Origin of the sequence: Microbacterium sp. NPDC056736 (assembly GCF_042790415.1) — a bacterium.
Classification (GTDB): Bacteria; Actinomycetota; Actinomycetes; order Actinomycetales; family Microbacteriaceae; genus Microbacterium.
On record NZ_JBHTZE010000006.1, the window covers coordinates 77,413 to 100,429 of the forward strand.

At 71.5% G+C, this 23,017-nt stretch carries 23 protein-coding genes; 7 read left to right on the top strand and 16 right to left on the bottom strand.

The features are described 5' to 3' along the window. Positions 1–114: 114 nt before the first annotated feature. On the bottom strand, positions 115–1,359 hold the full coding sequence (locus ACFRAL_RS12900) for an extracellular solute-binding protein (RefSeq protein ID WP_378883495.1): 1,245 nt from the start codon (positions 1,357–1,359) through the stop codon (positions 115–117). Positions 1,360–1,640: 281 nt separating this feature from the next. Between ACFRAL_RS12900 and ACFRAL_RS12905 the strand changes: the two genes are divergently transcribed. Further along, positions 1,641–2,129: a YajQ family cyclic di-GMP-binding protein gene (locus ACFRAL_RS12905; RefSeq protein WP_109211358.1), complete on the top strand. Its 489-nt coding sequence runs from the start codon at positions 1,641–1,643 to the stop codon at positions 2,127–2,129. Positions 2,130–2,244: 115 nt separating this feature from the next. Continuing rightward, positions 2,245–2,994 carry an EAL domain-containing protein gene (locus ACFRAL_RS12910; RefSeq protein WP_378883498.1) on the top strand — a complete coding sequence of 250 codons (750 nt, stop codon included), beginning with the start codon at positions 2,245–2,247 and terminating at the stop codon, positions 2,992–2,994. Between the two features lie 51 nt (positions 2,995–3,045). Here the strand turns inward: ACFRAL_RS12910 and ACFRAL_RS12915 are convergent, their stop codons facing one another. Further along, positions 3,046–3,762 carry a TetR/AcrR family transcriptional regulator C-terminal domain-containing protein gene (locus ACFRAL_RS12915; RefSeq protein WP_378883501.1) on the bottom strand — a complete coding sequence of 239 codons (717 nt, stop codon included), beginning with the start codon at positions 3,760–3,762 and terminating at the stop codon, positions 3,046–3,048. Positions 3,763–3,953: 191 nt separating this feature from the next. On the opposite strand from ACFRAL_RS12915, the gene ACFRAL_RS12920 reads away from it, so the two are divergent. Continuing rightward, a complete protein-coding gene (locus ACFRAL_RS12920; RefSeq protein ID WP_378883504.1) occupies positions 3,954–5,321 on the top strand; it encodes a diguanylate cyclase in 1,368 nt (455 codons plus the stop codon). A gap of 116 nt (positions 5,322–5,437) precedes the next feature. Here the strand turns inward: ACFRAL_RS12920 and ACFRAL_RS12925 are convergent, their stop codons facing one another. The 3 genes from ACFRAL_RS12925 to ACFRAL_RS12935 all read right to left on the bottom strand — a co-directional run bounded on the left by ACFRAL_RS12925 (position 5,438) and on the right by ACFRAL_RS12935 (position 7,691). After that, positions 5,438–6,034: an ABC transporter substrate-binding protein gene (locus ACFRAL_RS12925; RefSeq protein ID WP_336394805.1), complete on the bottom strand. Its 597-nt coding sequence runs from the start codon at positions 6,032–6,034 to the stop codon at positions 5,438–5,440. Between the two features lie 249 nt (positions 6,035–6,283). Continuing rightward, positions 6,284–6,823 (bottom strand): flavodoxin domain-containing protein, encoded by a 540-nt coding sequence (locus tag ACFRAL_RS12930; RefSeq protein WP_378883508.1) that lies wholly within the window; start codon positions 6,821–6,823, stop codon positions 6,284–6,286. Positions 6,824–6,896: 73 nt separating this feature from the next. Further along, on the bottom strand, positions 6,897–7,691 hold the full coding sequence (locus ACFRAL_RS12935; RefSeq protein WP_378883511.1) for a hypothetical protein: 795 nt from the start codon (positions 7,689–7,691) through the stop codon (positions 6,897–6,899). A gap of 94 nt (positions 7,692–7,785) precedes the next feature. Here ACFRAL_RS12935 and ACFRAL_RS12940 point away from each other — a divergent pair, with 94 nt between their 5' ends. Then, a complete protein-coding gene (locus tag ACFRAL_RS12940) occupies positions 7,786–8,262 on the top strand; it encodes a hypothetical protein (protein ID WP_378883513.1) in 477 nt (158 codons plus the stop codon). A 215-nt stretch (positions 8,263–8,477) separates the two neighbouring features. Here the strand turns inward: ACFRAL_RS12940 and ACFRAL_RS12945 are convergent, their stop codons facing one another. The 5 genes from ACFRAL_RS12945 to ACFRAL_RS12965 all read right to left on the bottom strand — a co-directional run bounded on the left by ACFRAL_RS12945 (position 8,478) and on the right by ACFRAL_RS12965 (position 13,547). Further along, positions 8,478–9,488, bottom strand: a complete 1,011-nt coding sequence (locus ACFRAL_RS12945) for an alpha/beta hydrolase (protein ID WP_378883515.1) — start codon at positions 9,486–9,488, stop codon at positions 8,478–8,480. A gap of 23 nt (positions 9,489–9,511) precedes the next feature. Further along, positions 9,512–10,885: an FAD-dependent oxidoreductase gene (locus tag ACFRAL_RS12950; RefSeq protein WP_336394800.1), complete on the bottom strand. Its 1,374-nt coding sequence runs from the start codon at positions 10,883–10,885 to the stop codon at positions 9,512–9,514. 101 nt (positions 10,886–10,986) lie between these two features. Then, on the bottom strand, positions 10,987–12,042 hold the full coding sequence (locus tag ACFRAL_RS12955) for a polyprenyl synthetase family protein (protein ID WP_336394799.1): 1,056 nt from the start codon (positions 12,040–12,042) through the stop codon (positions 10,987–10,989). A gap of 55 nt (positions 12,043–12,097) precedes the next feature. Next, positions 12,098–12,835, bottom strand: coding sequence for a demethylmenaquinone methyltransferase (locus tag ACFRAL_RS12960; protein ID WP_336394798.1), 738 nt, complete (start codon positions 12,833–12,835; stop codon positions 12,098–12,100). Between the two features lie 82 nt (positions 12,836–12,917). Then, positions 12,918–13,547, bottom strand: coding sequence for a DUF402 domain-containing protein (locus tag ACFRAL_RS12965; RefSeq protein WP_378883520.1), 630 nt, complete (start codon positions 13,545–13,547; stop codon positions 12,918–12,920). 22 nt (positions 13,548–13,569) lie between these two features. Between ACFRAL_RS12965 and ACFRAL_RS12970 the strand changes: the two genes are divergently transcribed. Continuing rightward, a complete protein-coding gene (locus tag ACFRAL_RS12970) occupies positions 13,570–14,859 on the top strand; it encodes an isochorismate synthase (protein WP_336394796.1) in 1,290 nt (429 codons plus the stop codon). Positions 14,860–14,902: 43 nt separating this feature from the next. Here ACFRAL_RS12970 and ACFRAL_RS12975 read toward each other — a convergent pair whose 3' ends face one another. The 4 genes from ACFRAL_RS12975 to ACFRAL_RS12990 all read right to left on the bottom strand — a co-directional run bounded on the left by ACFRAL_RS12975 (position 14,903) and on the right by ACFRAL_RS12990 (position 19,884). Beyond that, positions 14,903–16,561, bottom strand: a complete 1,659-nt coding sequence (locus tag ACFRAL_RS12975; protein ID WP_378883523.1) for a DUF885 domain-containing protein — start codon at positions 16,559–16,561, stop codon at positions 14,903–14,905. Positions 16,562–16,640: 79 nt separating this feature from the next. Beyond that, entirely contained in the window at positions 16,641–17,504 is an 864-nt protein-coding gene (locus tag ACFRAL_RS12980) for a PPK2 family polyphosphate kinase (protein ID WP_378883524.1), read from the bottom strand. A gap of 63 nt (positions 17,505–17,567) precedes the next feature. Then, positions 17,568–19,394 carry a 2-succinyl-5-enolpyruvyl-6-hydroxy-3-cyclohexene-1-carboxylic-acid synthase gene (gene menD, locus ACFRAL_RS12985; RefSeq protein ID WP_378883526.1) on the bottom strand — a complete coding sequence of 609 codons (1,827 nt, stop codon included), beginning with the start codon at positions 19,392–19,394 and terminating at the stop codon, positions 17,568–17,570. A gap of 1 nt (position 19,395) precedes the next feature. After that, positions 19,396–19,884: a PLDc N-terminal domain-containing protein gene (locus tag ACFRAL_RS12990; RefSeq protein WP_336394792.1), complete on the bottom strand. Its 489-nt coding sequence runs from the start codon at positions 19,882–19,884 to the stop codon at positions 19,396–19,398. Positions 19,885–19,987: 103 nt separating this feature from the next. Here ACFRAL_RS12990 and ACFRAL_RS12995 point away from each other — a divergent pair, with 103 nt between their 5' ends. Continuing rightward, entirely contained in the window at positions 19,988–20,317 is a 330-nt protein-coding gene (locus ACFRAL_RS12995; RefSeq protein ID WP_378883529.1) for a DUF4229 domain-containing protein, read from the top strand. 27 nt (positions 20,318–20,344) lie between these two features. On the opposite strand, the gene ACFRAL_RS13000 is transcribed toward ACFRAL_RS12995, so the two are convergent. Then, on the bottom strand, positions 20,345–21,328 hold the full coding sequence (locus ACFRAL_RS13000) for a 1,4-dihydroxy-2-naphthoate polyprenyltransferase (protein WP_378883531.1): 984 nt from the start codon (positions 21,326–21,328) through the stop codon (positions 20,345–20,347). 84 nt (positions 21,329–21,412) lie between these two features. Between ACFRAL_RS13000 and ACFRAL_RS13005 the strand changes: the two genes are divergently transcribed. Further along, on the top strand, positions 21,413–21,820 hold the full coding sequence (locus ACFRAL_RS13005; protein ID WP_378883533.1) for a VOC family protein: 408 nt from the start codon (positions 21,413–21,415) through the stop codon (positions 21,818–21,820). An 18-nt stretch (positions 21,821–21,838) separates the two neighbouring features. Here the strand turns inward: ACFRAL_RS13005 and ACFRAL_RS13010 are convergent, their stop codons facing one another. Then, the gene (locus ACFRAL_RS13010) at positions 21,839–22,993 is read right to left on the bottom strand and encodes an AMP-binding protein (RefSeq protein ID WP_378883536.1); all 1,155 of its coding nucleotides are present in this window, start codon (positions 22,991–22,993) and stop codon (positions 21,839–21,841) included. Between the last annotated feature and the right edge of the window lie 24 nt (positions 22,994–23,017).

Genomic DNA, 23,017 nt, shown 5'->3' on the forward strand with positions numbered 1-23,017 from the left:
TCACCCCCCCGCCGCTGGGGGGGGGGCCCGGCCTTTGCTGTGTTGGGGGGTTTGTGTTTTTTCTTGGGGGGGGGGGGGGGGGCGCCGCCGCCCCCCCCCCCCACCGCACGGGCGTCAGCCGTCGATCTTGGCCTGGATGTCCTCGGCCATCTTCGTCCAGGTGGCAGCAGGGTCGGCACCGCCGATGATCGCCGCCTCCGCGACGCCCCAGAACTCCCACACCGATCCCATCTCGGGGATGCTCGGCATCGGGAACCCGGTCGCGCCGACATCGCCGAATCCCTTGATGATCGGGTCCTCAGCCGCCTTCTCGTACGCGGAAGTCAGCGCCGGAGGCCGGTTGCCCGCCTCGTAGAGGGCGTACTGGACCTCTTCGGTGCCGATGTAGTTCACGAGGAACTGGTTGGCCAGGAGCGCGTTCTCCGACTTGGCGTTCACGTAGAAGCCCTGCACGCCGACGAAGGGCGATGCGGTCTCGCCGCCCGCGGTCGGAATGGGGTCGATGGCGATGTTGATGCCCTTGGCCTCGGCGTCCGTCGTGTTCCACGGGCCGGTGAGGATGAAGGGCGACTCGCCCGCGTTGAACGCTTCCTTCGCGAGATCCTGCGTGAGGTTCAGGTTGATCGCGCCCGCCGCGCCCTGCTGACCGAGCCACGCCGCGAACGCCTGGCCGGCCTCGTCACCGACGGTGAGCTGAGAACCGTCGTACGAGCCATCGGCGTTCTGCGCGAACACGGAGTTGCCGAACGAGGTCTGGAAGCCGTACAGGTGGTACGGATCCGCGTTGGCCGGGTCGAGTCCGACGACGAACGGGTACTTGGTGCCCGCGGCGGTGCCGGCGGCGATCATGTCGTCGAAGGTGGCAGGCGCCTCGGACACGAGATCCACGTTGCGCATGAGCGCAACGTTCTCGGTCGCGTACGGCAGACCGTAGACCTTGCCGTCGTACGTGAAGGCGGAGATGGCCACCTCCTGGAATGCGGACGCGGAGTCGCCGAGCTCGATCGGCGCGACGAGGCCGTCCTGCACGAACGAGCCGAGCCAGTCGTGGGCGCCGATGGTGACGTCCGGACCCTTGCCGGTCGGCACCTGCGCGGTGAAGTCGTCGCGGATCTTCTCGTTCTGCTTCACGACGAGGTCGACCGTGACGCCGTTCTCCTCCTCGAAGTCCGAGATGGTGCCCTCGAGCGCGTCTGCGCGGTTCTGGTCGACCCAGACGGTCAGCGTGGCATCGCTTTCGCTTTCGCCCCCGCCCCCATCGGTGCTGTCCGCGCCGCCGCCGGCGCAGCCGGCGAGCAGCAGCGCGCTCCCTGCAATGAACGCGCCGGTGGCAAGCGCGCGCTTCATGTTCACCCTCATCGGTGTGTGCCTCTCTGGAGTGCTGGTGAGTTGAACCGGCCCTCGGCCGGTGCGGTGGCACCGATGAAGGCCGTTCTTCGGCTTGCACGAATCTGCAAGCGCTTACATTCTGCATCATGCGGTGAATCAGGACAAGGTGGGCGAAGCCAATCGATATCTCCTCGTGATCTTGCGAGAACTGGAACCGCTTCCAGCCGACGACTCGCTCAGCAACGCGCGCATGCCCGGAAAGCGGCATCCCACTCTCCGCCAGCCGTCCGCCCGCCGATAGACTTCCGGCCATGGCAGATTCCTCGTTCGACATCGTCAGCAAGGTCGACCACCAGGAGGCCGACAACGCGCTCAACCAGGCCCGCAAGGAGGTCGAGCAGCGCTACGACTTCAAGGGCACGGGCGCCTCGATCGAGTGGAGCGGCGAGGCGGTGCTCATCAAGGCCAACTCCGAGGAGCGGGCGAAGGCGGTCCTCGACGTGTTCCAGTCCAAGCTCATCAAGCGGGGCATCTCTCTGAAGAGCCTGGAGTCCGGCGACCCGGTCGCCAGCGGCAAGGAGTACCGGATCACGTCGACGATCAAGGACGGCATCTCGTCCGAGAACGCGAAGAAGATCTCGAAGATCATCCGCGACGAGGGCCCGAAGTCGGTGAAGTCGCAGATCCAGGGCGACGAGCTGCGCGTGCAGTCCAAGTCCCGCGACGACCTGCAGGAGGTGCAGCGCCTGCTGAAGGCCGCCGACCTCGACGTCGACCTCCAGTTCGTCAACTACCGGTAGTGCCCTAACCCGGCCGCGACCTCGTGTCAACACGTCAGGCGGCCACGAGCCTCCTGAAAGAATGGGGGCACCCGCGGCGAGACCGAGTGCTCGCCCGGACTGGGGCGGATACACAGTGATCGAGATCGCGGAGATGACGCGTGCGCTGCGGCGCGCGCTGAGCCGCGGCGAACTGGCGGCGTGGTTCCAGCCTCAGATCGACCTGAGAACGAACCGGCTGGTCGCCGCCGAGGCGCTCTGCCGTTGGCACCACCCGACGTGGGGCACGGTGGGCCCCAATGAGTTCATCCCGGTCGCCGAAGAGGACGGCACCATCCACGACATCGGCCGGTACATGACCACGCAGGCCATGGGAGCGATGACCGAGTGGGGCATCGATCTCTCGGTCAACGTCTCCCCAGCCCAGTTGGAAGGCGCCGGTTTCACCACCTGGATGGAACGGATGATCCACCGCATCCGGCGCCCTGCGCGGCACCTGACGCTCGAGATCACCGAGGGTCGTCGCATCGGCGACGCCCCCGCCCTCGTGGCACGGCTGGACCGGTTGCGCGGGCTCGGCATAGGCATCGCGATCGATGACTTCGGTGCCGGGCAGGCGTCGCTCACCCAGGCCAAGCGGCTGCACGCCACGGAGCTGAAGATCGACCGGGCTCTCATCATCGACGACTCCCCGGAGGCCTCCGAAGTGGTCTCGGATGCCGTGACACGTGCTCATGAGGCCGGCATCCGCGTCGTCGCCGAAGGCGTCGAGACCGCCGAGCAGCTCGCCAAGGTGACCCGGCTGGGGTGCGACCGCGCGCAGGGTTACCTGCTGAGCCGCCCTATCCGCCGCACTGAGATGGCCCGCTTGGTGGCCAGCGCCTAGAGACAGGCATCCCGAGCCGCGGAGAGCCCTGCCGACGAGGCCGCGGGTCGGTCAGTGCGCGACATGCTGCGCGAGGCGGTCCAGGAGCGCCTCGAGCGAGACCTCGAACTCCTCGTCGCTGCGATCCTCGCTGAGCAGGGCGCGCAGGCGGAAAACTTCCGGCGCATCCTCGAGGGTGCGGGTGCCGTCCTGCTCGGGGATGGAAGCGCCCTCTTCGTCCAGAGGTTCGCCGACGGGGCCGGTCGCTGCTCCTCGGACAGCCGCCTCCAGCAGCAGCTGCCCGAGGAGGAAGCTGCTGAAGGACCGGTAGGCGTCGACGGCCTGCTGGTCGGTGAAGCCGTGCCCGATCAGCGCCGCAAGGAACGCATTGACCACCTCGATGCTCCGCAACGGCGGCCGCAGCCACGGCGCTGCAGGATGCCGCGACGCGATCAACGGGAAGACCTTCGGGTGCTTGATCGCGATCTGCCGCACCTGGTGGGCGGTGGTCTGCAGATAGCCCTGCCAATGCTCAGCGAGCTGGGCGTCCAGACTCGACAGCAGGTCACCCATGAGCAGGGCGACGACCCCCTCGAGGAGATCCTCCTTGCCGTGCACGTGACGGTACAGCGACATCGCCTCGACACCGAGCTCCTGCGCCAGCGACCGCATCGACAGGCTCTGCGCGCCGGAGACATCGATCTGCCGCAACGCCGTCTCGATGATCAGCTCGCGACTGAGCTTCGGCGCCGCGGTCTTCGCCGGCTGCGTGCTCCTGCTCTTGGCCACTGACCTATCCTTCCCTACCTGCGGTCGCCGGTTGAGGGGTTTACGTGAGATGCTTCTCGCTACGCTTACACCGTAAGCACAGACTCGCCCCGTCTGTGACCCGCCTGCCCCGAGAGGCCCCCCAGCATGCCCGCTGTCCCCGCCCGCGCTGCGTGCGCCGTTCACGCCTCCGAGAGTGGGCGGTTCCTGTCATGACCTCCACCGTAGACAACGACTGGTTCCACCGGGCCCCCTGCGGACTTCTTGCCACGACGTTCGAAGGCTCCATCGTCGAGGCGAACGACATCCTGCTCACCTGGACGGGCCGCACCCGCCAGGAGCTCTCCGGCGCAGGACTGACTGCGCTCCTCGATCCGGCCAGCACGCTCACCTACGAGACCAGCTACCGTCAGGTCCTCCTTCGCAACGGCTCGGTGCAACAGGTGACGCTCACACTCCGCACGCCTGCGGATGCCGCCGTGCCGGTGCTCGTCAACGCGGTTCGTGATGACGAAGCCGGACTCATTCGGTTCGCGCTCTTCGACGCCACCGAACGCGTCCGCTACGAGCAGGACCTCCTCGCCGCCAGGAGAACCGCGGAGCAGTCCGAACAACGCGTCCGGATCCTGCAGGAGGTGTCCACGATGTTCGACGTGAGCGCCACCGACCGAGACGTCGCCCAGTCCTTCGCGGCCGTCGCGCGGGACGCGTTCACAGCGACGGAGACCGCGGTCCTGCTCGCCCAGGACGACGGGCACCTCGTCCTCAGCGGCGGCACGAACCCGCTCGAGGGCAAAGTCGCGCCCGTGCACGCGCTGAGGGAGACCACCGAGGTGACGGTGGTGCACAACGACGACGCCGGGTATCCGGAACTCAGTGCTGCGATGCGGAGCAACGGTCTCGCCGCACTCAGCGTGATGCCGCTCGTCGCCGACGGGCAGCGCCTGGGGATCCTGGTCTGCTTCTACAACCGGCGCACCGACTTCGATGCGCACTTCTTCGAGCTCCAGCAGGCGCTGGGGCGACAGGCCTCGCAGACGCTGCTCCGGGTTCGTCTGCAGCGCACCCTCGCGCGGCTGGCCCTGCACGACCAGCTCACCGGTGCGGCCAACCGGCAGCTTCTCCAACTCACCCTCGACGAGGCGATCGGGGCGGCCGACGTCTCCGGCGAGCCCCTCGCCGTGCTCTTCCTGGACGTCGACGACTTCAAGGGCATCAACGACGCCTTCGGCCACGCCGCGGGCGACATGGTGCTCGTCGAACTCGCCACGCGCCTGCGAGGCGGCGTCCGCGCCGGAGACATGGTCGGGCGCATCGGGGGCGACGAGTTCGTCGCCATCTGCGCCGGCGCGGACGCCGACGCCGCCGAAGCCATCGCGCAGCGCATCCTCACCGTCTGCCGACTGCCCATCCCCGTGCCGGACGGGATCATCTCGGCGTCGGTCAGCGTCGGCGTATCCCTCTACCGTCCGGGAATCGACCCGCCCACCGCCGCCCAGCAGCTGCTCGTGCGCGCCGACGCCGCGATGTACGACTCCAAGCGGGCGGGCAAGGACCGCGTCACGATGAACGCGGGCTGACTCACTCGCAGATACTCGTGTGGCGGTGGACACCATGTCGGCGCCACGCACGACTCCGGCCCGGGCTGCGAAGATCCCCGGGCCGGAGCGGCCGTGCGTACGAACGGCGTGAGCGGTTACAGGCCCAGGCCGGTCAGAAGACGGTTCAGCAGCGCACCGATGCCCTGCAGCGGGCCGTCGCGGTCCAGGAGCCCGGCGACCGCGCACAGCAGGTTGCCGAGCAGGTTGCCGGCGCCCGGAACGGCGGTGATGTCGAGCTGCACCTCGTTCAGGTCGACGACGAGGCCGAGGAGGTCGAGGTGCAGCGGTCCGAGATCCAGGTCGAGGATCGTGCACGCGTCGTTCGCCTGCAGGTTGTCGATCGTCGTGGTGAACGGGGTGGCGGCGATCGGAACACCGTCAAGGGTTCCCGAGATCGTTCCGGTCAGCTGTAGCACGCCATCCACGGTGCGGACGGTCAGGTCACTGATCTCACCGACGAAGCCGTCACCTGTCACCGGCAACGACGTCGGAACAGCGGGAGCCTGGTGAACGACCGCGGCGGACGCGGTCGTCGGGGGTGCGGCGCTGGCCGCCATGGCAGGCAGCACTCCCAGTGTGGTTGAAAGGGCGAGGGCGACTCCGGCGCTGGCGATCTTCGTCTTGCGCAACATGGCTTGCACTTCCTTTCGTTGGGCTCGTGGCCGGGGCGCCGCGAGCTCAGGAATGTTCAAGCTAGGTCGCATCGTCTCGCCGAGCTTCTCGGTTCCCTTCGTCGCGTCCCGCGGGTATCATCCGGGTCCTTCAGCGCGCCGCGACCCGACCCCGGCGACCCGATTTCCGGGGAATTCGTCGCGTCGGCACAGGCAGGCGGCCGACTGAACCGGGTGCCCTTGACGATTGTGTTCGCCGCCCGCGAAACCGGCGTAATAGAAAGGCGCTTCGCCGTCGCTTCGCCGGAAAGGCTCCCCTCGGACGCCGGGTCACGCGTGCGCGGCGGTGGGCGCGAGGGCGTCCGCGATCTCGGCCGCCCACGTGTCGATGACGTCCCACTCGCGGAAGTCTCCCTGCGGCAGGATGTCGCGGATCGCCGGCATCCAGGCGATGATGCGATCGGCGCCGCGGACCTTGTCGTGATCGTAGGCGCCGCGGAAGACCTGGGTCCCCCGCGGGTGCAGACGGTCTTCATAGTCGGCGAACTGCTTGGGCTCGGCACCCTTCAGCACGTCTTCGCCGTCCTTGTCGACCTCCTCGGTGCCGAGCGGCCCGCTGCTGAAGAGCCACACCGGGTGCGCGGCGAGCTCAGCCGCGTTGCGTTTCACGAACCGCCGCGCGTCCTTCCTCCAGTTGAACTCGTACGTCGCCGACCCGACCACGTACGCGTCGTAGCCGGTGGCATCGTGCACGTCTCGGCATCGGCTGACGTCGACAGCGAGACCCCGCTTGCGCAAGCAGTCACCGATCCGCTGCGCGATGCCCTCGGTTGCGCCGTACTTGCTCGAGTACGCCACCAGTACCCTCATTGCGCTCATCTCCTTCATCCCGGCGCTGCGATGCACCGTTCGACGTGCTCCCGGCCCTGATCAGATCAGCCGGTCAGAGCGACGTGCTCTGCGGTGCCCTGGGTGGCTGGGCAGGCGCCGGCTGGCCGGGCGAGCGCAGTCCGCGCTGCCCCACGCCGAGGAGCACGGCTCCGGCGACGATGCCGGTCAGTCCTGCCACCAAGAGGATGCCGCCGAGCACGAGCAGCGCCGTGGCCGCCGGGGCGATGAGGTCGCTGCGTGCGCCGACGCTCATCTCCACGTCGATCCCGCGGGCGCCGTCGGGGTTCATGACGACGATCCCCCACTCGCCCGGCGTGAGCGTCCAGCGCACCTCCTGCGGCCCCGAGCCGCTCGCCGACGACACCCAGATGTCGAGGTCGCCCGGTTCCTCCGACGGCGCCGAGCCGTCGTGCTCGCGGTAGCGCACGTCCGAGCGGAAGTCGAGCCGGCGCACCTCGCTGTGCGCGACGTCCGCGAGGTATCGATCGATGTCGTCCTGGGCGGCGATCCCGACGAAGACCGGCCCGTCCGCCGATTCGACGGTCATCCGCAGCACGGCGACATCGAACGGGAGGTCCGGCACGTCGCTGTCGACCGTGACCGCGTCTCGTGCGGGCGAGGTGAGCGCGTAGGAATCCGTCGACATCTCGATCGGGCCGGCGGAGATGAATCCGTCACGGCCCTGCAGCCCCTGGACCCCGGCGGCCGTCACTCCGACGAGAAGGACGGCACCGCCGCCTGCCGCGACGAGGAGGCCGATGATGAGCAGCACGATCCCGACGATCGTGGCGGTCGCACCGGGCCGCCGCGGCGGGGTGGCGACGCTGGGTATGGTCGATCCGGTCATGTTCCCAGAGTGCGCGGCGGCGGTGGGATGCCACGGGGCGAAGGTCCCATGGCGGCGCGGCGGATCCCGGCGCGACCGCCCTACACTCGGGGCCATGCGCTTTCTCCGGGCACTGCTGTCAGCCGTCGTCGCGACGCTGCCGGTGCTGGCCATCCTGCTGATCCCCGATCTCGTCCGGGGCGACGCGGGGGGCGTCCCGCTCGTCGGCATCGGCAGCACGCTCCTCAACGCGGCGTTCATCGCCGCGATCATCCTGGTCCCGAAGGTCAATGGATGGCTCGACCCGGAGGCGCCCGACTGGACCACGGCGACCGCCATGGCGGCCGTCGGTGCCGTGTGGCGCAACCGCATCTGGCTCGCGCTGCTGGCCGTGCTGGCGCTGCTCGCGGTCTACGCCGCCGGGCAGACCGTCGCGTACTTCGTCGGCCAGGCGAACCCCGCCGTCACGGACGGCGCGCTGGACTACAGCACGTTCCTCGCGCAGGAGATGACCGTCTACCTGCTCGGGTTCGTGCTGTCGCTGACGACCTACCTGCTCATCATGCGGGCGCTGACTCGCCGGGCCGACTGAGACGCCGACGCAGCGGGACACGTAAAAGGCCCCGGGTGCTGGGGACACCCGGGGCCTGTCGTCGTCTGCTCTCGCTCACCAACCCCCCGGTTAGCGGCGCCCGACGACGGGATGGGAAGGATTCTTGGGGAGGGCCTTCCCTGAGATGCTGGGGACATCTCTCTTATATGTTAACCCGTCCGGCAAGTGGTCCGATGTCCCCTCTTCGGGGGACATCAGCCGTCGGCCGCGACATACCCCCGCAGCCACCGGTCGAGCGCCTGGTAAGCCGCGGCCCGGGGACCGGGTCTGGAGAGGAACACGTCGTGGATGGCTCCCTCGATCCGCGCGATCGTCACGATACCCCCGATGCGGGTCGCGGCGCGAGCGATGTCGTCGACGACCAGCACCGAATCCGTCGACGTCATCGACTCCCGCCACGACAGCGGCACGGTGGAGTGCGTCGAGAGCAGCACCATCGCCGGGCATCCCACGTCCACTCCCGCCGCGATGCGACGATGCCCGTCCATGACGGCCGAGAGCCAGCCCGGTGCGGTCGGGAACCCCCGGTCCGGCCGCCACCGCGCCCGCACCTCGTCAGCCGGCAGCGAGCCGATCTCCTGCTGCGCGCGGGTGTAGAACCCCAGGTCGACGGCGGGCTGCGCGCCGCGCGGGTCGAGGCGGGCGCGGATGTCGACCAGCGGCGCCAGCGCCTGGCGACCGAGCGCGCCCAGCTGCAGCTCGAGCCACGGGCTGTTGAGCACGACGGCGTCGGCCCGTCCCGGGTGCCGCGCCGCCCACAGAGTCAGCGTGAGGCCGCCCGTCGAGTGGCCGAGCAGCACGAGGCGGCGCCGAGGCGCGGCATCCGCTCCCGTGCCGTGCCCCATCGCCTCCAGCGCCGCGGCGATGTCGAGGTCGTAGTCCTCGAGGGAGTCGATGTAGCCCGGCGCCTCCCCGTCTCGCAGGCTGCGTCCGTAGCGCCGCAGGTCGAGCGCGTAGAAGCGCCCTCCCCGCGTGGTCCAGAAGTGCGCGAGCTCCCGCTGGAAGAAGTAGTCCGACCACCCGTGCACGTAGAGCACGTCGACGCCGCGCAGCGGCGCGAACAGCGTGGTGAGACTGTTCGGAAGGCAGCGCACGAGCGTCGCGAGCAGCTCGCCGTCGACGCCAGAGGCATCCAGCGGCAGCGTCAGCTGCTCGAACGGCTTCCCGAGGACGTCGGGGCTCCACGCGGCGGACGGCCCGGCCATGGCCTCAGCCTAGGGGGCGGCGGTCACTCCCCGCGGGAGATCGTCACCATCTCGTCGCGCGGCACGACCTTGACGCGGGCACGCTCGTGCGGCGCGCCGAGCGCCATCTCGTGCTCGTCCAGGCGGTGCCAGCCCTCGAGGTCGGTCCACTTCACGCCGCGTGAGGCCAGCAGCTCGGGGATCGCCTCCTCGGACGGGTCGGCCGGCTGCCACCAGGTGCCCTGATCGTTGATCAGATGGCGGATGGTCTCCATGGCGTCGGACTTCGTGTGACCGATGAGACCCACCGGCCCGCGCTTGATCCAGCCGGTGGCGTACACGCCGTTCACGCGCTGGTTCGAGTCCTTGCTGAGCACCTGGCCCTCGCGGTTGGGGATCACGCCGTGCTTCTTGTCGAACGGCACGCCCGGCAGGGGCGAGCCGAAGTACCCGACAGCGCGATAGATGGCCTGGATCGGCACCTCGCGCAGCTCGCCCGTGCCGACGACGCCGCCCTCACCGTCGGGCCGCGTGCGCTCGTAGACGAGGGCGGCGACGCGGCCCTCGGCATCCGTCTTCACCTCGATCGGCTTGGCGTAGAAGTGCAGATGCAGGCGACGGGATGCCGTGCCGCCGGCGTTGTTCACCGAATCGCGCTTGCGCCACGACTGCAGCACGCGGTCGATGACCATGACCTGCTTGTTGCTGGCGATGGCTGCGCGCGACGCCTCGTCGTAGTCGAAGTCCTCGTCGTAGACCACCATGTCGACGTCGCGCAGTTCGCCGAGCTCTCGCAGCTCCAGCGGGGTGAACTTCACGTTCGCCGGGCCGCGCCGGCCGAAGACGTGGACGTCGGTGACCGGCGAGGCCTTGAGGCCTTCGTACACGTTGTCGGGGATCTCGGTCGGCAGGAGGTCGTCCGCGTGCTTGGCGAGCATGCGCGAGATGTCGAGCGCCACGTTGCCGTTGCCGATGACGGCGACGGATGCCGCATCCAGCGGCCACTCCCGCGGCACGTCGGGGTGCCCGTCGAACCAGCTCACGAAGTCCGCGGCGCCGTACGAGCCGAGGGCGTCCATGCCGGGGATGTCGAGGTCGGTGTCGCGGATCGCGCCGGTGGCGAAGATGACCGCGTTGTAATGGCGCTTGAGGTCTTCGAGGGTGATGTCCTCGCCGAAGCGGACGTTGCCGAAGATGCGGATGTCGCCGCTGTCGAGCACCTCGCGCAGGGCCGTGATGATGCCCTTGATGCGCGGGTGGTCGGGCGCGACACCGTAGCGGACCAGGCCGTAGGGCGCCGGGAGCTGCTCGAACAGGTCGATCGACACGTCGAACTTGCGCTCGGCCTTCAGCAGGATGTCAGCGGCGTAGATGCCCGCCGGGCCTGCGCCGACGATCGCCAGCCGGAGCTTGGTCATGGTGGTCCTTTCGGGGAGGAGCGGCTTCGCGTGCGGCCTTCGCCTGAGCGTGTCGAAGGGCTCGGGGCCCGACCCCTCGACGTGCTCAGGGACCGGGGATGCTAACTGGAGCGATCCGCGACGGCCTGGGCGAATCGGGTCAGGGCTTCGCGCACCGCGCCGTCGGGCAGCGGCGCGAGGGCGTCGATGGCCTGCTGCGACCACGCGTGCGCGAGGTCCAGTGTCGCGTCGGTCGCCTCGTGCTCGCGCAGCTGCGCGAGCGGCTCGTCCAGGAGCGACGGGTCGGCGCCGTCGGCGATGCGGGCGACGCCCCCGTCGATGCGCTCGCGCAGTGCGACCGAGCCGGCATCCGTCCGCTGTCCGAGCACCAGATAGGGCATGGTCGGCACGCCGGCACGCAGGTCGGTGCCGGGGACCTTGCCGGTCTCATCGGGGTCGGCGGAGAGGTCGATGACGTCGTCCAGCAGCTGGAAGGCGACGCCGGCCTTCTCGCCGAACGTCATCATCGGCTGCTCGAACTCCTCGGGGCCGTTGGAGAAGATGATGCCCGACTGGGCTGCGGCGGCGATGAGCGAGCCGGTCTTGTCGGACAGCACCTGAAGATAGAACTCGACGCGATCGTCGGTCTCGGCCGGCCCGACGGTCTCGTGCATCTGCCCGAGGACGAGCCGCTCGAACGTGTCGGCCTGCAGCCGGATGGCGCGGTCGCCGTGACGAGCCATGATCTGGCTCGCGCGGGAGAAGAGCAGGTCGCCGGTGAGGATGGCCACGCTGTTGCCCCACACCGCGTGCGCGCTCGGCACGCCACGGCGCTTGTCCGCGGCATCCATCACGTCGTCGTGGTACAGCGAGCCCAGGTGGGTCATCTCCAACGCGGTGGCCGACTCGATCACTTCGTCGGTGGCCCCGTCGCCGAGCTGGGCGGTCAGCAGGGCGAGCATCGGGCGCACCCGCTTGCCGCCGGCGTCGTAGAGGTAGCGGCTCGTCGCATCGGCGAGCGCGTCGGTGACGCGGAGCTCCCGCTCGAGGGCGCTGTCGACGCGCTTCAGGCCCGCCTCCACCGTCTTGAGCAGGGTGCGCGAGCGCGCGCCCGCGAAGACGCGGTCGGTCAGGCCCAGCTTGCCCGCGATGCGCGAGCCCGGCGCGGTCGGTGTCACACGCCCAGCCTACCGGGGGTGCGTTCGGGCTCGGCTCGCGCGGGCCTCCGCCCGCTCACCGGCTCCGCGGCTTGGTGGCGCGATGCAGCGCCACGATGCCCATCGACAGGTTGCGGTACGCGACGCCGGTCCAGCCGGCCTCGCGGATCCACGCCGAGAGGGTCCTCTGATCGGGCCAGTCGCGGATCGACTCGTTGAGGTAGTCGTACGCGTCGGCGTTCGAGCTGACGGTCTTGGCGACCACCGGCAGCACCCGGTCGTTGTAGAAGCGGTAGAGGCCGTTGAACGCCTTCGACGGCGGGTGCGAGAACTCGCAGATCACGAGGCGCCCCCCGGGCCTGGTCACCCGCAGCAGCTCGCGCAGCGCCTTCTTCGGCTCGTTCACGTTGCGCAGCCCGAACGACATCGTCACGGCGTCGAACTCGTCGTCGCCGAAGGGCAGGTCGGTCGCGTCCGCCTGGACGAACGAGAGGTTCCGGATGCCACCGTGCCGACGCCGGCCCTCGGCGATCATGCCCGGGGAGAAGTCCGCCGCGACGACGTCGGCGCCGCGGCCGGCCAGCGCGACGCTGGATGCCCCGGTGCCGGCGGCAAGATCGAGGATCCGCTCCCCCTGCCGCGGTGCGACCGCCCGCGTGGTCGCGGCGCGCCACAGACGGTCGTTGCCCATGCTGAGCACGGTGTTGGTGCGGTCGTACCCCGCGGCGACCTGGTCGAACATGCCGCTCACGCGCGACGGGTCCTTGTGGAGGTCGGCGCGGTTCGGCTCGTGATCGGACGGGTCGGATGCCACGGGTCCGAGTCTATGCCGCGTGCTCGGGTGGCAGCGGGACGGCGCCTCGACGGCCGGCGCGGGCGCCGACGCGCCGTCGCCGTCAGGATGCGCGGCCGAAGGCGGCGAGGCGTCCGAGCCAGTGCGCCGCGGTCGCATCGTCGAACGGCGCCTCGTCCGCGCGGACGCGCCGCTCGAGGTCGAGTGCCACCGCCTCCAGCCGCTCGACGACGTCAGCGGGGTAGCCGTACGTGGTGCGGTGCTCGTCCCATTCGTCACGGTCCTCGATGTAGACGTCGCCGGGCTGCCGCAGCACCCCCTCGCGGTCGATGTACGGCGCGTCGGGCATGCGACGCACGACGTCGAGGTCCATGTCGATGCCCGTCGGCTCACCGGCGCTCCACCGCACGTCCCACGCGAGGTCGATGTACACGCGCGTGCGGTGCGGTGCCGCGTTGTGCGTGAAGGCGTACTCGCCGCTGGGCGGGACGAGCGTCACGTTGTCGTTCTCGGCGACCATGTCGCGCCCCGGACGCGAGCTGCGGTCGCCCGCGTGCTGCCCGAACCACTCCCCCCAGCGGTCGCTGCCGAGGTACACGCACTCGTGCAGCCAGTGGGGCGAGCCGTCCCACTTGCGCCAGCGGAACCACAACCGCGTCCCGGGATCCGGGCGCTCTGCGGGGCCTGCGGCGGGGGGCCGTGCGGCGGGGGGCGGTGCGGCGTCCTCGGTCACCTCGCGAGTCTAGGCTGGAGGGGTGACATCTTCGCACCGCCCGCTGGCGCTGGTGGTCGAGACGCGCGAGATCGACCCGGTCGACGACCTCCTCGCCTACACGTCGCCCTCTGCGCCCCTCGCCTGGCTTCGTCGGGGCGACGGCATCGTCGGGATCGGCGACCTGGGCGGCTACGAGAGCGGGCCGGCCGACGCGCGGGACGCGTCGCGATCCGAGAGCCCCGCCGACACCTGGCGGGCCATCGCGGCCGCCGCGCACGTGGACGACCCGCTGCGCCTGCCCGGCACGGGGCTCGTCGCCTTCGGAACCCTCGTCTTCGACGAGCGCTCGAGCGGAACCAGCCGGCTGATCGTCCCGGAGGCGATCGTCGGCCGTCATCGCGGCCGGTCCTGGATCACCCGGATCCGCCGCGACGACGCGTCGCCGCACGACCCCCTGCCCGTGGAGCCCACCGCCTACGGCCCGTACTGGTCGGCGACCCTCGGCCCCGGCACGCTCGATCCCGAGGGCTACCAGGCCACCGTGCGCCGGGCGGTCGAGGCGATCCGCACGGGCGGCCTCGAGAAGGTGGTGCTCGCCCGCGACCTCGTCGGCACCATTCCCGGCGGCACCGATCTGCGGCGCCTCGTCCGCGCCCTCGCCGACGACTATCCCGACACGTGGACGTTCGCCGTCGACGGCCTGATCGGCGCGAGCCCCGAGACGCTCGTGACCGCGTCACGCGGAGTGGTCACGGCCCGGGTGCTCGCCGGGACGATTCCGCGCGGCACGGACGCGCACCGCGACACCGAGGCATCCGCTTCGCTCTCGCACAGCGCGAAGGACCTCGAAGAGCATCGCTACGCGGTGCAGAGCGTGCTGGACACGCTCGGCCCCCACGTCCGCGACCTGCGCGCGGATCCCGAGCCGTTCACGCTGAAGCTGCCCAACCTGTGGCACCTGGCCACGGACGTCGCGGGCGACCTCGCCGACCACGCCTCGTCGCTCGACCTCGTGGCGGCGCTCCACCCCACCGCCGCGGTGGCGGGGACGCCGACGGATGCCGCGGTGGAGCTCATCCGCCGGCTCGAGCCGTTCGACCGCAGGCGCTATGCCGGCCCCGTCGGGTGGATCGACGGGGAGGGCAACGGCGAGTGGGCGATCGCGCTGCGCTGCGCGCAGATCGGCCCGCGCTCGGACGCCCCCGCGCAGGGCGGCACGATCCCCGTCGTCGCCCACGCCGGCGCCGGGATCGTCGCCCAGAGCGACCCGGACGCCGAGCTGCTCGAGACGCGGGTCAAGTTCCGTCCGATCGTCGACGCGCTGGCATGACGGGGCCGCCCCTCCCGAAGGGGCCGGAGCGAGAAGCCGCGCTTCACCGCGCGATGAGCCGTCGCAGCGGATCGAGCCCCATCGGACCCAGCGCCAGCGCGTCGCGATGGAAGTCCCGGAGCGAGAAGGCGGCGCCGAGCTGCTCCTGTCGAGCCGCGCGAGCCTCAGCCCACAGTCGCGCCCCCACCTTGAACGCGAGGGCCTGACCCGGCCAGCCGAGGTAGCGGTCCACCTCGAATCCGGCCAGCGCCGGTTCCACGAGCGCGAGGTCGATCAGCATGCGTCGCGCCAGCGCGGGCGTCCACTCCCGATCGGCCACCAGCGCATTCGGAGGAACCGGGCGCCCGGTATGGAGCCCGATGTCGGCGACGATCCGGACCGCTCTCCAGATCTGCCCGAGGAGAAGGCCCAGTCGCTCGGCGTCATCCCGGATGAGCCCCAGCTCGTCGGCCAGCTGCTCGGCGTAGTGGGCCCAGCCCTCGGCGTAGCCGTGCACGTGGCAGAGATGGCGCTGCCACGGATGCAGGTCCGGATACGACGCCGTCAGCACGAACTGCAGATGGTGCCCCGGGACGCCCTCGTGGTGGACGCTCGTGACCTCCTGCCAGCTCGACACGACGGGCACGCCGCTCGGGATCGTCCACACCACGCGCCCGGGAGTCGAGCCGTCCGGGGCGCCCGGGGTGTAGTACACGACGCCGGAGGCGGCCTCCGAGACCAGGCACTCCACCTCCCGCACCGCGGCCGGCAGATCGAACGCCGGTGCGATCGCATCGATGGTCTCGTCGACGCGGGCGGCGAGCCAGGCCCGGATCGCCGCCGTGCCCTCCAGCCGGCGGCGAGGGTCGCCGTCGAGCAGGGCGGCCGCGGCCCGCACCGGATCGTCGCCGGTGCCCCCGAGCCGGAGGGCCAGCGAACGGGCCTCGGCGACGAGGCGCTCCAGCTCCGACCAGCCGTAGGCATAGGTCTCGGCGACGTCGATGCGCGCCCCGAGCATCCCGGCGGCGAGATCGGGATAGAGCCGCTCGCCGACGCCGTCCTCCACCGGCGCCGCGGGGCGCAGCTCGTCCCGGAGCAGGGTCACGAGCTCGCCGAGCGCGGCCCCGGTCTCGTCGGCAGCGCTGCGCACGCGCGCGGCGGCTGCGGCATCCGTGCCCTCGGCAATCGGAACGGCGCCGAACCAGTCTCGGTCGATCCATATCTGCACCTGGTCCGCGAGGGTGTCGAGCTGGCGGACCGGCGCGACCCCCGGGCCGGCGAAGCGCGCTGCCTCGTCGCGTGACCACCGCAGCGCGGCGATGTACCGGCGCACGGCGAGCGGGGCAGCCTCGAGCCGGCGCAGCAGGGCCTCGCCCGCGGCATCCGGTGTCACCGTCAGGCCTTCCACTGCGTAGCGCACGAGGTGCACCGGGGTGGCCAGGCCCGCGACGAGCCGCGGGGTGAAGCCCGAGTCGAAGAGCAGTCGCTCGCGTTCGAGCCGCTCGCGCAGCGCCGCGCGCAGCACCTCGTCGCCGGCGGGCGCCGCGTCGAGGGCCGCCAGCGTCTCGCGCTGGAGCTCGTGCCTGCGCTGCAGCCACTCGGGACCGAGGTCGGGCAGCGCCGGACCCTCGAGCCCGACCGCGAGGGCGGCGTCGGGCTCGTGGCCGGCGAGCTCCCGGACGTAGGCGTCGGCGATGGCGCGCACGGGGTCGGTGTCTGTCACCGCACCAGGCTATGCGCCGTCCGCCGCGACTCCGCGCCGCGCGCCCGCGCCGCCCTGGGGCGCGATGCCGTCGTGCCGCTCAGCTCGCGGCGAGCCGCTTCTTCTCCTCCTCGACGTCGAACGTGGCCGTCGGCCACTGCGGGTCGATGTCCTCGAGGGCCTCCAGCAGCAGGTGCTGCACGGCCAGCCGCGCGTACCACTTGCGGTCCGCCGGCACCACGTACCAGGGCGCGTGGTCGGTCGACGTCCGCTCGAAGACCGTCTGGTAGGCGGCCATGTACTTGGGCCACAGCGCCCGCTCGTCGACGTCGCCCGGGTTGTACTTCCAGTGCTTGTCGGGCCGCTCGAGGCGCTCCATGAGCCGGTCCCGCTGCTCGTCGTGCGAGATGTGCAGCATCACCTTGACGATGCGGGTGCCGCTGTCGGCGATCCGCTTCTCGAACTCGTTGATCGCGCCGTACCGGCGCTCGATCTCGTCCAGCGGCGCCAGCGATCGCACGCGGCCGATCAGGACGTCCTCGTAGTGCGAGCGGTCGAACACCCCGATCATTCCCGATTCCGGCAGCCGCTTCTCGATCCGCCAGAGGAAGTCGTGCTCGAGCTCTTCGGGCGTGGGCTTCTTGAACGCGGCGAGGTCGACGCCCTGGGGGTCGACGGAGCCGACCACGTGGCGGATGACGCCGCCCTTCCCGGCGGAGTCCATCGCCTGCAGCACCAGCAGGACGGCCGCGTCCGTCGCGTCGACGCGGCTGCGGGCGTACAGGCGCTCCTGGTACTCGTCGAGCTCGGCCGCTCCGGCGGCGAGATCCTCGGCGGCTTGATCCTTGTCTTCGCCGTACCCGGGCGTGGCGCGGGTGTCGACGTCGGCGAGGACGAAGCCCTCCCCCACCTTGAGGAGATCGGCGACGTCGCCGCTCCAGTGCTTCTGACTCGACGCGATCATGGAGCCATCATGGCGTGCCGGAGCCTGCGACGGCCAGGATCGGCCGACGGGCGACGCCGAGGCTCAGCGGTCGAGGGGGACCTCGATGAGCTGGCGCCCGCCGACGGGCGAGGTGAGCGCCTGATCGAGTGCGGAGCGGGTCGTGACCCGCCGGTAGTCCCAGCCGTACGCCGCGGCGAGCTCCTCGAGGCGCACCGCGTGCGGCGTGAAGAGGACGCGATCCATCACCTCGCGGCCGGCGACCGACGCGACCTCCAGTCCGTCGAAGATCGTGCCGCCGCCGTCGTTGCCCACGATGACCTGGATCCGCGGCTCCTGCTCCTGCGGCGGCAGCAGCAGCGCCCCGACGTCGTGCAGGAGGGCGAGGTCGCCGAGCAGCACCCGGGTGACGCCGGGTCCGCCGCCGGCCTGGCTCGCCACCGCGATCCCCGTCGCCGTCGCGACCGTCCCGTCGATCCCGGCGAGCCCGCGGTTCGCATGCACCGGGACCTTCTTGCCCGGCAGCACCTGATCGGCCACTCGCACGAGACGCGACGAGCCGAAGACCAGGCGGTCGTGGGGCCAGGTGGCGCGCCACACCGCGTCGACGAGCCCGGCACGGTCGATCGGAGCCCGGATGACCGACAGCTCGGCGGCGATGGCCCCGAGGCGCTCGCCGGGCACCGCCGACGACAGGCCGTCGGCATCGGGCGCGGGCGGAGTGAGATCGACGGATGCCTCGCGCGAGGCGTGCATCCACGCGCCGAGCCACGCGCGATCGGAGTCGCCGGTCGCCACGGCGATGCGATCCGCGGCGAGGGTCGAGCCGTTGAGGTTGAGCGGCTCGCCGGGCCCGCGGACCGCGACGACCTCGATGTCGGGGTCGGAGAGCAGCGCGGCCGCCTCGCGGCTGAGTGTGGGGTGGCCGAGGACGACCGCCCGCTCCACGCGCCCGCCGAGCTCGGGGTCGCGCAGCAGCGCCCGGTAGCCATGCACGAGGTGCCGTCCGTAGCGCGCGCCGCTCACGATCTCGGCGATGAGCGGCCAGCCCCCGACGTGGGCGAGCTCTTCGGCGTCGGGGCCGGCGTCTGCGCCCGCGATCACCACCGTGCGGGGTCCGCGCTCCAGCACGTGGGGCGCGTCCTCGGGCTCGGTGGGGACGTCGGACTCGCCGATCCCGCCGCCGCCCTGGTAGAGCGCGCCGGATGCCTCGTCCTCCGGGTCGGCCGCCACCGGCGGGCCGTCCGGGTGCCCCACGACCGTCGCCTGGAGCTCTGCCGCCGGGACGCCCAGCCAGGCCGGGAGGACGCCCGCGAGCGGCTCGCGGTAGGGAAGGTTCAGGTGGACCGGACCGGGCGACCGGGTCCCGGCGCCGAGTGCGGCCGCGACGGCCTCCTCGGCGACGGCGCGCAGCATCGCGCTCTGCTCGGTGTCGCCGTCGGGATCGGTCGCCTCGGGAACGGGGACGTCGGCTTCGAACCGGACCGTCGGAGCGAACATCCCCGGCTGACGGGTGGTCTGGTTCGCGCCGACACCGCGCAGCTCCGGCGGGCGGTCGGCGGTGAGGAGCAGCAGCGGCACCCCGGCGTGGTGGGCCTCGAGCGCCGCCGGCAGCAGGTTCGACACGGCCGTGCCCGACGTGCACACGACGGCCGCCGGCATCCGGGTCTCCCGTGCGATGCCGAGGGCGGTGAATCCTGCGACGCGCTCGTCGATCCGCACGTGAAGCGCGATCGAGCCGCGTCGCTCCAGCTCGGCGGCGACGAGGGCGAGTGCCTGCGAGCGCGACCCGGGGCTGAGCACGACGTGACGGACGCCGAGCTCCACGAGCCGGCACAGCAGCGCGGCGGCGGCGTCCGTCGCGGGCGCACCGCCGGAGGGTGCGCCGGCGGCGCTGTGGACTGTGCTCACGTCAGCCGATGATCCCGCGCTGACCGCGGGCGTCGTCGTCGCCGTCCGCGGGGCGGATCGGCGGCTTCGCGGGCGGGATGCCGGGGGCGGCCGTGCCTCCCGCCGCCGCGGTGCCCGGCGCGGGCGCCTCGTCGGATGCCGAGGGGGCGGCCGGCGGGTTGAAACGCGGGTCGTCGTCCTCGGCGTCGAGCTGGGCGAGCTCCTCCTCGAGACGGCGGATGCGCTCGTCCTGGTCGCTGATGGTGCCGATGCGGCCGAGGAACTCGGGGTCGTCGTCGGGTGCCCGGCGGGCGGCGGCGGACGAGCCGCGCGCGCGGCCGACGATGAGCCAGAGGATGCCGCCGAGGACCGGCAGCAGCACGACGATGAGGAGCCAGACGGGCTTGCTGACGCCGCGGTGCCGGGTCGGGGGCTGCACTGCGCAATCGACGATGGTGAAGACCCAGAACGCGGTCGCCACCAGGGCCAGAATCAGCAGCACCCGAGGCATATCCCCATCCTAGGCGGGCATGGCCCGGCGCGGGCGGTTCGCGATCCGTCCGTGACTTAACCGTCGCCCGAGCCCCGGTCGCGGCGAAACGTAGGATGGACGGGTGAAAGCGCGCTCGGCCATCGTCTACTCGGCGCTGCGGCTGCTGGCGTTCCTCGTGCCGTTCGGCATCCTCATGCTGTTCCCGGTCATGCAGACGTACTACTGGCTCGCAGCGATCTTCGCCGCCCTCATCGGGCTGAGCCTGTCGCTGCTGTTCCTGCGCAAGCCGCTCGAGGACGCGACGTCGGGGCTCGCCGCACGCCGCACCGAGGCGCGCACCGCTGTGAGCGACGAGGACGCCGAGGATGCCGCGGCCGATGCCGCAGCGTCGCCCTCCGCGCCCGCGGCTCCCGCCCCGCACGAGGCGGAGCGGCCGGACTCCCGGTCCTGACTCGCTTCCCGCCGGGCGACGGAGGGGTCAGCCGATGAAGGCCCACATCAGGAACGCGCCGTAGGCCACCGAGGTGAGCGACGTCAGTCCCAGCGCGACGACGAGCTCCCGCGGGACCCGGTAGGTCCACACGATGAGGATCGCGGGCAGCGCCGCGAGCAGCGCGAGCAGCGTCAGCCACGCGATCGGGTAGCCGATCCACGCGAGGAATGCCGCGATCGCGAAGGGCACGAGGACGAACATCGAGAAGAGCCACCGCGTCGCGGTGCGCCCGATGAGCACCGTGAGGGTGCGCTTGCCGGCGGCGCGGTCCTGGTCGATGTCGCGCAGGTTGTTCGCCAGCAGCACGGCGCAGGCGATGAGGCCCGCGCCGACCGCTCCGAACCACGCCTCCTGGGGCAGCGCGAGCGCCTGCACCCAGGTGGTGCCGAGCGTGGCGACCAGGCCGAAGAACACGAACACGAAGACCTCGCCGAGGCCGTAGTACCCGTAGGGCCGCTTGCCGCCGGTGTAGAGCCACGCGGCGACGATGCACACCGCGCCGACGGCGATGAGCCACCACTGCTGCGTGCGGATCGTGATGGCGAGACCGGCGATCGCGGCGATCGCGAAGAACGCCAGCGCCACCAGCAGCACGGTGCGCGGCTTCGCCTTGCGGCTCGCCGTGAGGCGCACGGGTCCGACGCGGTGATCGTCGGTGCCGCGGATGCCGTCGCTGTAGTCGTTGGCGTAGTTGACGCCGATCTGCAGCGACACCGACACGATGAGGCAGAACAGGGCGATGACCCAGTGGAAGACATCCGTGACGAGGATCGCCGCGCCCGTGCCGATGAGGATCGGCGTCACGGCGAGCGGCAGGGTGCGCAGGCGCGCCGCGCCGATCCAGTCGGCCGCGGTCGCCGGCTCCACGCGGTCGGGGGCGCGCGACACGTGCGCCTTCTGCGGGTTGCCGCGCGGGTGCTGCTTCTTCCGACCGGCGGTGCTGCGCTTCTTGCTGGGGGTTCCTGCCACGAATGCACATCATAGGCGCCCCCGGCCCGGGCCCCTGTGCGCCACCCCCTCGCATGGGCGCGGCGCAGCACGCAGGATGGGGCCATGCTGAGCATCGGATCGACCGTCCTGACCGTGGAGGACATCGGACGCGCGGGCGACTTCTGGCGGGCCGCGCTCGGATACGTGAACCGCCGGGAGCCGAGCGACGACTGGGTGGTGCTCGACCCGCCCGGCAAGGAGCACTGGGCGGCACCGGGGGCGAGTCTCGCGCTGTCGGTGACGGGCTACCCACAGCACTATCCCCCGCGCATCCACCTCGACCTGTACGCCGAGGATCAGGCGGCGGAGGTCGAGCGGCTGGTCGGCCTCGGGGCGCGCGAGGTCGACTGGGACGACTACCCGGAGGACGCGGACTGGATCGTCCTCGAAGACACCGAGGGCAACCGGTTCTGCGTCGTGCAGACCGGCCCCTACCCGCCGTCGGCCGGGCCCGGCGCCACCCGGTCGTGACGGGCGGCCGGTCGGCCGTCAGTGCAGCGCGAGGACGGCGCGCCGGATGGCCTCGCGGTCGGGCTTGCCCGACGGCAGCAGGGCCAGCTCGTCGACCAGCACGAGGCGCGACGGCCGAGCGTGCGGGCCGATCTCGGCCTGCACCGCGGCGCGGGCCTCCTCGAGCTGAACGGCTTCGCTGCGACGGAGCGCCTCGCCGCGCGAGGCCACGACGACGGATGCCTCGCCCCAGCGGTCGTCCGGAACCCCGACCACGACCGCACCGGCAAGGCCCGGGATTCCGCGGACGATCCGCTCCACGCGGTCGAGCGACACGTTGACGCCGCCGGACACGATGACGTTGTCGATGCGGCCGCGCACGCGCAGCACGCCGTCCTCGAGCAGCCCGGCGTCGCCGGTGCGGTACCACCGGGTGCCGTCGCGTTCGCGGAGGAAGGCCGCGGCCGTCAGCTCCTGCGCACCGAGGTAGCCGTCGGCGAGCGTGGGGCCTGACACCTGGACCTCGCCGCGCTCGATCCGCAGGCCGACGCCGCGCAGCGGCACGCCGTCGTAGACGCAGCCGCCGCTGGTCTCGGTGGACCCGTAGGTGCGCACGATGCGTGCCCCGATCGCGTCGGCGCGTTCGAGGGTCGCGGCCGGCAGCGCCTGGCCTCCGATGAGGATGGTCTCGAACGAGCGCAGCGCGGCGAGCACCGCGGGGTCGTGCTCGGCGGCGTCGAGCAGCTTGGACAACTGCGCCGGCACGAGGGACGTGTAAGTGGGGACTCGTTCGCCCCGATCGGTCGACACCATCATGAGCGCCGTTGCCGCGAACGCCTGCGGTGTGAACGCGCCCGACAGGATCGCCGGCTCTCGATCGGCGACCAGCGACCGCACCAGCACCTGCAGCCCCGCGACGTATCCCGCAGGCAGCGCCAGCAGCCACGCGCCGTCGCCGATGCGGTCGGCCGTCGCGAGCGCGCTCGCCGTGAGGGCATCGCGGCTGAGCACCACGCTCTTGGGCACGCCGGTGGAGCCGGACGTGGTCACCACAACGGCGGTCCCCGGTCTGACCTCGCCCGGAAGACCGCTCACGAGTCCCAGCCCCAGCGCGGGACCCGCGCCGTGGAGGGCACCGCGCAGGCCCCGCAGGATCTCGCGCGGATCGTCACCGAGGACGGGTACCAGCTTCATGGCGTGCAGCAACTCCTCACGCGC

Coding starts and splice junctions, on each gene's coding strand:
- ACFRAL_RS12940 (WP_378883513.1), top strand. CDS start 7,786: ATGCGCTTTCTCCGGGCACTGCTGTCAGCCGTCGTCGCGACGCTGCCG.
- ACFRAL_RS12945 (WP_378883515.1), bottom strand. CDS start 9,488: ATGGCCGGGCCGTCCGCCGCGTGGAGCCCCGACGTCCTCGGGAAGCCG.
- ACFRAL_RS12935 (WP_378883511.1), bottom strand. CDS start 7,691: ATGACCGGATCGACCATACCCAGCGTCGCCACCCCGCCGCGGCGGCCC.
- ACFRAL_RS13005 (WP_378883533.1), top strand. CDS start 21,413: ATGCTGAGCATCGGATCGACCGTCCTGACCGTGGAGGACATCGGACGC.
- ACFRAL_RS12905 (WP_109211358.1), top strand. CDS start 1,641: ATGGCAGATTCCTCGTTCGACATCGTCAGCAAGGTCGACCACCAGGAG.
- ACFRAL_RS12930 (WP_378883508.1), bottom strand. CDS start 6,823: ATGAGGGTACTGGTGGCGTACTCGAGCAAGTACGGCGCAACCGAGGGC.
- ACFRAL_RS12980 (WP_378883524.1), bottom strand. CDS start 17,504: ATGATCGCGTCGAGTCAGAAGCACTGGAGCGGCGACGTCGCCGATCTC.
- ACFRAL_RS12950 (WP_336394800.1), bottom strand. CDS start 10,885: ATGACCAAGCTCCGGCTGGCGATCGTCGGCGCAGGCCCGGCGGGCATC.
- ACFRAL_RS12920 (WP_378883504.1), top strand. CDS start 3,954: ATGACCTCCACCGTAGACAACGACTGGTTCCACCGGGCCCCCTGCGGA.
- ACFRAL_RS12990 (WP_336394792.1), bottom strand. CDS start 19,884: ATGCCTCGGGTGCTGCTGATTCTGGCCCTGGTGGCGACCGCGTTCTGG.
- ACFRAL_RS13010 (WP_378883536.1), bottom strand. CDS start 22,993: ATGAAGCTGGTACCCGTCCTCGGTGACGATCCGCGCGAGATCCTGCGG.
- ACFRAL_RS12900 (WP_378883495.1), bottom strand. CDS start 1,359: ATGAGGGTGAACATGAAGCGCGCGCTTGCCACCGGCGCGTTCATTGCA.